At 63.9% G+C, this 10,379-nt stretch carries 10 protein-coding genes; 9 read left to right on the forward strand and 1 reads right to left on the reverse strand.

Annotated features, from left to right (window positions below):
* The first annotated feature begins 15 nt into the window (after positions 1-15).
* The 5 genes from APH30_RS02545 (at position 16) to APH30_RS02565 (ending at position 5,611) form a co-directional block, all read left to right on the forward strand.
* On the forward strand, positions 16-1,626 hold the full coding sequence (locus APH30_RS02545) for an ABC transporter substrate-binding protein (RefSeq protein WP_054911631.1): 1,611 nt from the start codon (positions 16-18) through the stop codon (positions 1,624-1,626).
* A 90-nt stretch (positions 1,627-1,716) separates the two neighbouring features.
* Positions 1,717-2,727, forward strand: coding sequence for an ABC transporter permease subunit (locus APH30_RS02550; protein WP_009685151.1), 1,011 nt, complete (start codon positions 1,717-1,719; stop codon positions 2,725-2,727).
* A gap of 10 nt (positions 2,728-2,737) precedes the next feature.
* Entirely contained in the window at positions 2,738-3,664 is a 927-nt protein-coding gene (locus tag APH30_RS02555) for an ABC transporter permease subunit (RefSeq protein WP_009685150.1), read from the forward strand.
* Between the two features lie 10 nt (positions 3,665-3,674).
* Positions 3,675-4,643 (forward strand): ABC transporter ATP-binding protein, encoded by a 969-nt coding sequence (locus APH30_RS02560; RefSeq protein WP_029885062.1) that lies wholly within the window; start codon positions 3,675-3,677, stop codon positions 4,641-4,643.
* Entirely contained in the window at positions 4,643-5,611 is a 969-nt protein-coding gene (locus APH30_RS02565; RefSeq protein ID WP_054881444.1) for a peptide ABC transporter ATP-binding protein, read from the forward strand. Before APH30_RS02560 ends, APH30_RS02565 begins: the two co-directional genes overlap by 1 nt.
* Before the next feature lie 318 nt (positions 5,612-5,929).
* On the opposite strand, the gene APH30_RS02570 is transcribed toward APH30_RS02565, so the two are convergent.
* A complete protein-coding gene (locus tag APH30_RS02570; protein ID WP_047150133.1) occupies positions 5,930-6,829 on the reverse strand; it encodes a hypothetical protein in 900 nt (299 codons plus the stop codon).
* 211 nt (positions 6,830-7,040) lie between these two features.
* Here APH30_RS02570 and APH30_RS02575 point away from each other — a divergent pair, with 211 nt between their 5' ends.
* The 4 genes from APH30_RS02575 to APH30_RS02590 form a co-directional block, all read left to right on the forward strand.
* On the forward strand, positions 7,041-7,841 hold the full coding sequence (locus APH30_RS02575; protein ID WP_054911632.1) for a nuclear transport factor 2 family protein: 801 nt from the start codon (positions 7,041-7,043) through the stop codon (positions 7,839-7,841).
* Between the two features lie 64 nt (positions 7,842-7,905).
* Positions 7,906-9,312: an FAD-binding oxidoreductase gene (locus tag APH30_RS02580; protein WP_054911633.1), complete on the forward strand. Its 1,407-nt coding sequence runs from the start codon at positions 7,906-7,908 to the stop codon at positions 9,310-9,312.
* 31 nt (positions 9,313-9,343) lie between these two features.
* Complete coding sequence (locus tag APH30_RS02585; protein WP_009685143.1) at positions 9,344-9,685, forward strand: cupin domain-containing protein; 342 nt, start codon at positions 9,344-9,346, stop codon at positions 9,683-9,685.
* A 52-nt stretch (positions 9,686-9,737) separates the two neighbouring features.
* On the forward strand, positions 9,738-10,379 hold a 642-nt coding region (locus APH30_RS02590; protein WP_156326357.1), incomplete at its 3' end, for an extracellular solute-binding protein.

Below are 10,379 nucleotides of genomic sequence, written 5' to 3' on the forward strand. Positions count from 1 at the left end.
GGGAGTCTTCAACCCATGCACAGAGTTTTCATCAAGTCGCGACCGCTACGCCTGGCGCTGGCTGCGCTGGTGCTCGGCAGTGCCACGCAACTGGCGGCCAAGCCGCTGGTGGTCTGCACCGAAGCCAGCCCGGAGGGCTTCGACGTGGTCCAGTACACCACCGGCGTCACCTTCGATGCGTCCTCTGAAACACTGTTCAACCGCCTGGTGGACTTCAAGCCCGGGACCACCGACATCGAGCCGGCCCTGGCCGAGCGCTGGGACATTTCAGCAGATGGCCTGACCTATACCTTTCACCTGCGCAAGGGCGTGAAGTTCCACAGCACCGACTACTTCACACCCACCCGCGAATTCAACGCCGACGATGTGCTGTGGAGCCTGCGGCGCCAGCTGGACCCGGCGCACCCGTGGCACGACAAGACCAGCGTCGGCTACCCGTACTTCGAGAGCATGGCCTTCAGCCAGTTGCTCAAGGCGGTGGACAAGACCGACGAGCATACCGTGGTGATCACCCTCACCCGCCCCGAAGCACCGTTCCTGCATGACATGGCCATGGGCTTCACCTCTATCTATTCGGCAGAATACGGCGACCAGTTGCTCAAGGCCGGCAAGGCCGCCGAGCTGAACAGCAAACCCATCGGCACCGGGCCGTTCATCTTCCAGCGCTACAACAAGGATGCGCAGGTCCGCTTCAAAGCCAACCCCGACTACTTCCGCGGCAAACCGCCGGCCGACGCCCTGATCTTCGCCATTGCCACCGACAGCAATGTGCGCCTGCAGAAATTGCGCGCCAACGAGTGCCAGGTGGCGCTGTACCCCAAGCCGGACGACGTGCCCTCGATCAAGGCCGACCGCACCCTCAAGGTGGCCGAAACCGAAGCGCTGGTGACCGGCTACGTTGCCATGAACACCCAGCACAAGTACCTCAGCGACGTGCGCGTGCGTAAAGCCATCAATATGGCGTTCGACCGCCAGACCCACGTCGACCAGCTGTTCGGCAAAGGTAATGCCTTGGTCGGGGTGAACCCCTACCCGCCCAGCATGATGGGCTTCAACCCGGCCAACCAGAACCCGCCGCGTGACCTTGCCAAGGCGCGCGCCCTGCTCAAGGAGGCGGGTGTGCCGGAGGGCACCGTCATCACCCTGTTCACCCGCAACGGCGGTGGCATGACCAACCCCAACCCGCGCCTGTCGGCCGAGATGCTGCAGGCCGACCTCGGCCAGATCGGCCTGAAGCTGGATATCCGTGTGATGGAGTGGGCCGAGATGCTGCGCCGCGCCAAGCGCGGTGAAGCCGACCTGGTGTCCACCGGCTGGGCGGGCGACAACGGCGACCCGGACAACTTCCTCACCCCCCTGCTCAGTTGCGAGGCGGCCAAGACCGGCGAGAACTATGCGCGCTGGTGCAACCCTAAGTTCCAGGAGCTGATCAGCCGAGCCCGCGAGGTGGTCGACAACGACGAACGGGCAAGGCTCTATAGCGAGGCATTGAAGGTGTACGATGACGACCAACCGTGGATCAGCATGGCCCACCCGAAGATGTTCACCGCCATGCGTGACAATGTAGAGGGCTACGTGATCAGCCCTCTGGCCAAAAACAACTTCGCCACCACCCGGGTGAAGTAGAACAACGACGACCGCCGGCGCCCAGCAGGGAACCGGCGGCACTGCCGTAGCGTGCTGCTGGCCGTACGGTCTGATGAGGTAACCCCGACAATGTTGAGTTTTATTGCCCGGCGCCTTGGCCTGCTGATACCGACTTTTTTCGGCATCACGTTGCTGACTTTCGCGCTCATACGCCTGATCCCCGGCGACCCGGTGGAAGTGATGATGGGCGAGCGCAGGGTCGACCCCGAAATGCATGCCCAGGCCATGGAGCGCCTGGGCTTGAACAAACCCCTGCCGGTCCAGTACCTGGATTATGTCGGCAAGCTGGCCCAGGGCGACCTGGGTGAATCGCTGCGCACCCGCGAAAGCGTGTGGCGCGAGTTCCTGACCCTGTTCCCGGCCACCCTGGAACTGGCCTTTGCCGCGCTGTTGTTCGCTGGCGTGGTCGGCCTGCTGGCCGGGGTGATCGCGGCGCTCAAACGCGGCTCGCTGTTCGACCACGGGGTAATGGGCATATCCCTGGCGGGGTATTCGATGCCGATCTTCTGGTGGGGCCTGATCCTGATCATGTTCTTCTCGGTGAGCCTGGGCTGGACCCCGGTTTCCGGGCGCATCGACCTGCTCTACGACATCGAGCCGAAAACCGGCTTCATGCTGATCGATACCCTGCTCAGCGATGAGGAAGGCTCATTCAAGGACGCGGTGATGCACCTGATTCTGCCTGCCATCGTGCTCGGCACCATCCCGCTGGCGGTAATCGCGCGCATGACCCGCTCATCGATGCTTGAAGTGCTGCGCGAGGACTACATCCGTACAGCCCGTGCCAAAGGCCTGTCGCCGGCCCGGGTAGTGTTCGTGCATGGCTTGCGCAACGCATTGATCCCGGTGCTCACCGTGTTCGGCCTGCAGGTCGGCACGCTGTTGGCCGGTGCGGTGCTGACCGAAACCATCTTCTCCTGGCCGGGCATCGGCAAATGGCTGATCGAAGCCATCGGCGCCCGTGACTACCCCGTGGTCCAGAACGGCATCCTGCTGATCGCCTGCCTGGTAATCCTGGTCAACTTCGTCGTGGACATTCTCTACGGCCTGGCCAACCCACGCATCCGTCATCAGCGCTGAGGCCCTTGCCATGACTAGCCCGATTCCGAAATCCGTGTCGCCGGCCAGCCCGGTGGACCAAAGCCTGCTCTACCCTTCGCCGTACAAAGAATTCTGGCAAGCCTTCGCGCGCAACAAAGGCGCGGTGATGGGCCTGGCGTTCATGTGCCTGGTGGTGTTCTGCGCGCTGTTCGCGCCATGGGTCGCCCCCCATGACCCCAGCGAGCAGTACCGCGACTTCCTGTTGACCCCACCGGTGTGGCTGGAAGGCGGCACCTGGCAGTTCATCCTTGGCACCGACGAACTCGGCCGCGACCTGCTTTCACGCCTGATCCAGGGCGCGCGGCTGTCGCTGCTGATCGGCCTGTCCTCGGTGGTGATGTCGCTGATCCCGGGCATCCTGCTGGGCCTGCTGGCCGGGTTCTTCCCGCAACTGCTGGGCCCGTCGATCATGCGCCTGATGGACGTGATGCTGGCACTGCCGTCGCTGCTGCTAGCGGTGGCGATCGTCGCCATTCTCGGCCCAGGCCTGATCAACACGGTGATTGCGATCGCCATCGTGTCGCTGCCCTCTTACGTGCGCCTGACCCGCGCCGCCGTGATGGGCGAGCTGAACCGCGACTACGTCACGGCCGCACGCCTGGCCGGCGCCGGCTTGCCACGCCTGATGTTCGTCACGGTGCTGCCCAACTGCATGGCACCGTTGATCGTGCAGGCCACCTTGAGTTTTTCCTCGGCGATCCTCGACGCCGCTGCCTTGGGCTTCCTTGGCCTGGGCGTGCAGCCGCCCACCCCCGAGTGGGGCACCATGCTGGCTTCGGCGCGTGACTACATCGAGCGTGCCTGGTGGGTGGTGAGCCTGCCCGGCCTGACCATTCTGCTCAGTGTGTTGGCAATCAACCTGATGGGCGACGGCCTGCGCGATGCGCTGGACCCGAAACTCAAGAACGCCGCCTGAGGAGAACGCCATGTCACTGTTACAGATCAACAACCTGAACGTGCGCTTCGGCGACGCCACTGCCGTACCGGTGGTCGATGGCCTGGACCTGGCGGTGGACGCCGGCGAGATCCTGGCGATCGTTGGCGAGTCCGGCTCGGGTAAATCGGTCACCATGATGGCCCTGATGGGCCTGATCGATGCGCCTGGGCGCATTACCGCCGACGCCCTCACGTTCGACGGCACCGACATGCTCAAGCTCAGCGGCCGGCAACGGCGCAAGGTGGTGGGCAAGGACATCGCCATGGTCTTCCAGGACCCGATGACCGCACTGAACCCCAGTTACACGGTAGGTTTCCAGATCGAGGAGGTGCTGCGCCAACACTTGGGCCTGAAGGGCAAGGCGGCGCGCCAACGTGCCCTTGAGCTATTGAAAAAGGTCGAGATCCCGGCGGCGGAAAGCCGCCTGGATGCCTACCCGCACCAGTTGTCCGGCGGCATGAGCCAGCGTGTGGCGATTGCCATGGCGATTGCCGGCGAACCCAAGCTGCTGATCGCCGACGAGCCCACCACCGCGCTGGACGTGACGATCCAGGCGCAGATCATGGAGCTGCTGGTGAACCTGCAGAAAGAGCGCAACATGGCGCTGATCCTCATCACCCACGACCTTGCCGTGGTCGCCGAAACGGCCAGGCGGGTGTGCGTGATGTATGCCGGCCAGGCGGTGGAAGTTGGCCAGGTTCCGGAGCTGTTCGACCTGCCGGCCCACCCTTACAGCGAAGCCCTGCTGGCGGCCATCCCCGAACACAGCCTTGGCGCCGAACGCCTGGCCACCCTACCCGGCATCGTGCCTGGCCGCTACGACCGCCCCGTGGGCTGCCTGCTATCGCCGCGCTGCCCTTATGTACAGGACAACTGCCGGCGCCAGCGCCCGCCCCTCGACCCTCAGGCGCACAGCCTGGTGCGTTGCTTCTACCCGCTGAACCAGGAGGTGGCGTAATGGCCGTGGTTCTGACTGCCCGGGAACTGACCCGGCATTACGAAGTATCCCGCGGGCTGTTCAAAGGCCACGCACTGGTCCGCGCGCTCAACGGCGTGTCGTTCGAGCTGGAGGCCGGCAAGACCCTGGCGGTGGTGGGTGAGTCTGGCTGCGGCAAGTCGACCCTGGCCCGCGCCCTGACATTGATCGAAGAGCCGTCTTCCGGCTCCCTGCAAATTGCCGGCACCGAAGTCACTGGCGCCAGCAAGGCCCAGCGCAAGCAACTGCGCCGCGACGTGCAGATGGTATTCCAGAGCCCCTACGCTTCGCTCAACCCTCGGCAGAAGATTGGCGACCAGTTGGCCGAACCCTTGCTGATCAACACCTCGCTGAGCAAGGCCGAACGGCGAGACAAGGTGCAGAAGATGATGGAGCAGGTCGGCCTGCGCCCCGAGCATTATCAGCGCTACCCGCACATGTTCTCTGGCGGCCAGCGCCAGCGCATCGCCCTGGCCCGGGCGATGATGCTGCAGCCCAAGGTACTGGTGGCAGATGAACCGACCTCGGCGCTGGACGTGTCGATCCAGGCACAGGTACTGAACCTGTTCATGGACTTGCAGAAGGAGTTCAACACCGCCTACGTGTTCATCTCGCATAACCTGGCGGTGGTGCGGCACGTGGCCGACCAGGTGCTGGTGATGTACCTGGGAAGGCCCGCAGAAATGGGGCCCAAGGAGGACATCTACGAGAAGCCGCTGCACCCGTACACCCAGGCACTGCTGTCAGCGACACCGGCGATTCATCCCGACCCGTTGAAGCCGAAAATCAGAATTGCCGGGGAGTTGCCCAACCCGCTGAACCCACCGAACGGCTGCGCGTTCCACAAGCGCTGCCCACATGCCACTGAACGCTGCGCCAAGGACGTGCCGGCGTTCAGGCAAGTCGGTACCCGGCAAGTGGCCTGTCATTACGCGGAGCAGTTTCTTTAATCAGTTGCGAGTGCGGTCTGCGCTGGCGTGAGGTTCACGCGACCTCTGCAGAAGCGGCCTTGCGCCGCGATGGGCCGCACCGCGGCCCCCAGCCGCTCAATGCATGAAAATCCAGATCAGGATAATCACCGGTATCGGCACGCCGATCATCCACAGCAATATCGAGCGCATGTTCAACCTCCGTCAACGGTGGCAATAGCAAAGGGCGGCCTGGGCCGCCCTTTGCTGTCAGTGCATGAACAGTGCAATCAGGATGATCACGGGAATCGGTACTCCAAGCATCCACAGCAATATCGAGCGCATGGTAATTCTCCTTGCTTAACGTTGAACGGTGCGGGTAGTGACGTAGTCGCCTTCCAGCCACTGCACGCGGTCGCGCAGGCGACCGCCATACAGGGCCGCGACGCTGGCGATGAAGGCGCCGCACAGCAGCGCGACGAAGGTCCACAGGGCAGTCCAGGCAGCTACCTTCGCGGCAGTATCGGCCGCTTGCTTGGCATCGGTTTTCAGCTGTTGGACCTGAGCCATTACCTGGTCCACACGGGCTTCGGCTTCGGCCTGGGTCAGGCGGGTACGCTGCGCCACCAACTGGGCGAGGTAGGTACGGTCCTCAGGAGGCAGTGCGCCGTCCCCGGCAATGCCCTTGGCCAGAATGCGCGCGGCAACCCCATTGGCAGCGTCTTCGCTGACTGGCGCCGGGCCGTCACCGCGGAACAGGCTGTCGACGAAGTACCCCATCGAGTCATTGTTGCTGCCGGTAGCCGCCGATGCACCTGCGGCAGCAGACACCGTGGCCGCTTGCGACGCAGCGCTGGCCCCGGCCCCTACCAGGTTGCCCGCCGCGCCCAGCACCAGCATGGCGGCGACCAGGGTGGCAACTGCCCACGACAGGAAGCCATGCGCAGTATCGCGGAAGTACACCTCGTCACCGTGCAGGTTCGCCCACTTCACGCGCAGCCGGCCGGCAATGTAGCCGCCCATGCCCGATGCGATGATCTGCGTGAGCAGCAGCCAGACAATGGTAGAAACGCCCAGGGCTTTGGCACTCGCCCCTTCGTCAGCCCAAGGCGAGGTGGCGGCGAAGCCCAACCCCGCGCCCAGTACCACAAGGATGAGGGAAACGGATGCGGCAGCAGCCGCGCCAGCGAAGATCGCCGCCCAGGAAACACCTGAACGGCTTTGCGTATCGACAGCGGGGTAGTCGGCAGAGGTGATCATGATGTGTGCGCCTTATGTTGTTAGCGAGAATTCCATTCGCGCAGTAACCTTTGCAGTAGCTGTGCCAGCTGTGACAAAAAATGACGCCCATATAAATCAGTGGCTTAGCTCGCTGGCTGCCTGCTGAACCGTGCAAAATGCGCGAAAGCGCCCTATCCATCAGGTGTTCTGCATTCTTGTGATGGCCTGGCCGGCAAGGCATGATCCAGCCATGACGCTTCCCGATGACCCCGCCCAGACCCCACTCACCGCCGAGACCGTGCTGCGCTACCACCTGTGCTGGAAGCACCGTGACCTCGACGGCGTGATGGCGCTTTATCACCCCGATGTCCAGTATCACGACTTCTTCCAGAACCGCGTGCTGGGCTATCGCGAACTGCGTGACTACGTGCGCGCCTGCCTACCCCACGAAGCCGGCGAAGACATCGTCCACAGTGACCGTATCCGCGTCGATGGCTGTACCGCGTTCATCCAGTACCAGGTTACGGTGCAGGGCGGCGATGGCCTGGTGGCGTTTCAGTCCAGCGAGGCAATTACCGTGAGGGACGGCCTGATCTGGCGGGTCAACGAATATGCGACCCTGGTGCGCCAGCACGGCAACGCCGCGGGCACCGGCGGCGCGCGGCCAGCCACCAGCCGCCTGGGCCTGTCACCGCGGCAGCTGTCGACCATGGCCCAGGACCTGGAACACTATTTTCAGCGCCAGCGCCCCTACCTGGACCCTGAACTGGATCTGCAGCAAGTTGCCGATGCCAGTGGCTACAGCCGCAACCAGATTTCCTACCTGCTGAACCAGGTGCTTGGGCAGAGCTTCTACCGCTACGTCAACCAGGCGCGCCTGCAGCACCTGATGGCCAGCCTTGATGACAACAGCGCCGGAACACCCATCGATGACCTGGCGTTCAACGCTGGCTTCAATTCGCTGTCGGCGTTCTACAAGTGCTTCCGTGAACACACCGGGCTCACACCCAAGGCCTACCTGAAGCAAATTTCCCTGCGTGCACGCACGTAAGACAGCCGCCCACTCGCCCGACTAGGATCGGCCACAGACCTTGACGGACGTGGAGCCGAACCCGATGCAACCCCTGCGCACGCTCAGCCTGTGGATGGACCAGCTCGACGAGCCGCTGTGCGCCCGCCCGGCCCTGCGCGACGACCTGGACGCGGATGTGTGCATCATCGGCGCGGGCTACACCGGGCTGTGGACCGCCTACTACCTCAAGCGCCAGGCACCCCAGCTGAACATTGCACTGATCGATGCCAACATCGCCGGTTTCGGCGCCTCTGGGCGCAACGGTGGCTGGCTGATGGGCAACCTGCTCGGCGAAGACCGCCTGCTCGCCAGCCTGTCACCGCAGCAGCGCCGCGCCAGCATCGACCTGCTGCACGGAATTCCGGACGAGGTGCACAGCGTGCTGCAGCGCGAAGGCATCGAGTGCCACTACCGCAAAGGCGGCGTACTGTATTGCGCCGCGCGCTACCCGGAACAGGAGCGCAGCCTGCGCGCCTACCTCGACGACCTGTACCGCCAGGGCATGACCGAAGACGACTACCGTTGGTTGCGCCCCGAACAGCTGGACGCGCAGCTACGGGTCAGCAACGCCTATGGCGCGATCTACAGCCCGCACACGGCGACCATCCAGCCGGCCATGCTCGCCCGTGGCCTGGCCCGGGCGCTGGAAGCGCTGGGTGTACCGATCTACGAAAACACCCCAGCCATCGACTGGCAACCGGGTGAGGTGCGTACACCGCTGGCGCGCATTCGCTGCCAATGGGTAGTGCCCGCCGTGGAGGGCTACGCCGCCAGCCTGCCACCGCTGGGCAAACACCAACTGCCGGTGCAGAGCCTGCTGGTGGCCACTGAACCACTACCCGAGGCGACCTGGGAACAGATCGGCCTGAGCCAGGGCCAGGCCTTCAGCGAAAGCAGCCGCCAGGTCACCTATGGCCAGCGCACGGCCGACAACCGGCTGGTATTCGGCGCCCGGGGCGGGTACCGCTTCGGCGGCCGCCTGCGTGAAAACTTCAACCTCGACGAACATGAAATCGAGCTGCGCCGCTACCTGTTCAGCGAACTCTTCCCACAGCTAAAGCATGCCCGTATCACCCATTCGTGGGGTGGCAACCTTGGCATGGCGCGGCGCTTCCGCCCACACATGCTCTGCGACCGCCAGCGCGGCATCGCCCTGGCCGGCGGTTACGGCGGCGAAGGCGTTGGCGCCACCAACCTGGGCGGGCGGACCCTGGCGGCACTGATCCTCAACCAGCACAACGCGCTGACGGCGCAACCGTGGGTGCTCGACAACCGCCCGGTTTCAAGCCTGGCCAGCTGGCCCCCCGAGCCCTGCCGCTGGCTGGGCTACAACGCAATCATCCAGAGCTTCGTCCACGAGGACCGGACCCTCGCCAACCCCGCCAGCGCGCCCTGGCGGCGGCGCCTGGCCAGCTCGCTCGCGGACTTCATGGAAGGCTTCATGCACTGATTCCCTTTCCCCAACACAGGATCCACCGGTCATGCGCATCACCCAGTTCAAGAATACCGACAGCGTCGCACTGGCTAGCGCCAGCCCGGTAGCGGTGCCGCTCGGCGAACCCGTGGCAGTGGCTTCGGTCACCAGCGTGGAACGCGACGACGGCGTCGAAACCGGTATCTGGGAGTGCACCCCCGGGCGTTGGCGGCGGCAGATCGTGCAACAGGAGTTCTGCCATTTCATCAAGGGCCGCTGCACCTTCACCCCCGACGGTGGCGAGCCCCTGCTTATAGAAGCCGGAGACGCATTGATGCTACCGGCCAATAGCACCGGCACCTGGGACATCCAGGAGACCGTGCGCAAGACCTACGTACTGATTTTCTGATCCGCTGATCGCCTGCCTTCGATAACAACAGACAAAGCAAGGTAACTCCGACATGCGCACACGCCTTCTTGCACCCTTGATGCTGGCCGCCAGTGTGGCCAGTGCCGCCGAAACGGTGAAAATCTACAACTGGTCCAGCTACGTGGCACCCGACACGCTGAAAAACTTCCAGCAAGCCACTGGCATCGTGCCCACCTACGACGTGTATGACAGCAACGAAACCCTCGACGGCAAGCTGATGACCGGCAACTCCGGCTACGACGTGGTGTTCCCTTCCAACCACTTCATGGCCCGGCAGATCCAGGGCAAGGCCTTGAAACGCCTGGACAAGTCGCAGCTGCCCAACTGGCAGAACCTCAACCCGGTGCTGCTCAAGGCGCTGGAGGTGAATGACCCGGGTAACCAGTACGGTTTCCCCTACCTGTGGGGCAGCACCGGAATCGGCTACAACATCGACAAGGTCAAGGCGGTACTGGGCGACAACGCGCCGCTGGACTCGTGGGACCTGATCTTCAAGCCCGAGTACATGAGCAAACTGAAAAGCTGCGGTGTAGCGGTGCTGGACAACGGCCCCGAGCTGCTGCCGATTGCCCTGCACTACCTGGGCCTGCCGCACCACAGCCAGAACCCGGCAGACTACGACAAGGCCAAGGCGCTGTTGATGCAGGTACGGCCCTACATCAGCTACTTCCAC

The organism is Pseudomonas sp. NBRC 111127, from assembly GCF_001320345.1.
In the GTDB taxonomy this organism is placed as follows: Bacteria; Pseudomonadota; Gammaproteobacteria; order Pseudomonadales; family Pseudomonadaceae; genus Aquipseudomonas; species Aquipseudomonas juntendi.

Coding starts and splice junctions, on each gene's coding strand:
- APH30_RS02560 (WP_029885062.1), top strand. CDS start 3,675: ATGTCACTGTTACAGATCAACAACCTGAACGTGCGCTTCGGCGACGCC.
- APH30_RS02565 (WP_054881444.1), top strand. CDS start 4,643: ATGGCCGTGGTTCTGACTGCCCGGGAACTGACCCGGCATTACGAAGTA.
- APH30_RS02570 (WP_047150133.1), bottom strand. CDS start 6,829: ATGATCACCTCTGCCGACTACCCCGCTGTCGATACGCAAAGCCGTTCA.
- APH30_RS02545 (WP_054911631.1), top strand. CDS start 16: ATGCACAGAGTTTTCATCAAGTCGCGACCGCTACGCCTGGCGCTGGCT.
- APH30_RS02555 (WP_009685150.1), top strand. CDS start 2,738: ATGACTAGCCCGATTCCGAAATCCGTGTCGCCGGCCAGCCCGGTGGAC.
- APH30_RS02580 (WP_054911633.1), top strand. CDS start 7,906: ATGCAACCCCTGCGCACGCTCAGCCTGTGGATGGACCAGCTCGACGAG.
- APH30_RS02575 (WP_054911632.1), top strand. CDS start 7,041: ATGACGCTTCCCGATGACCCCGCCCAGACCCCACTCACCGCCGAGACC.
- APH30_RS02550 (WP_009685151.1), top strand. CDS start 1,717: ATGTTGAGTTTTATTGCCCGGCGCCTTGGCCTGCTGATACCGACTTTT.
- APH30_RS02585 (WP_009685143.1), top strand. CDS start 9,344: ATGCGCATCACCCAGTTCAAGAATACCGACAGCGTCGCACTGGCTAGC.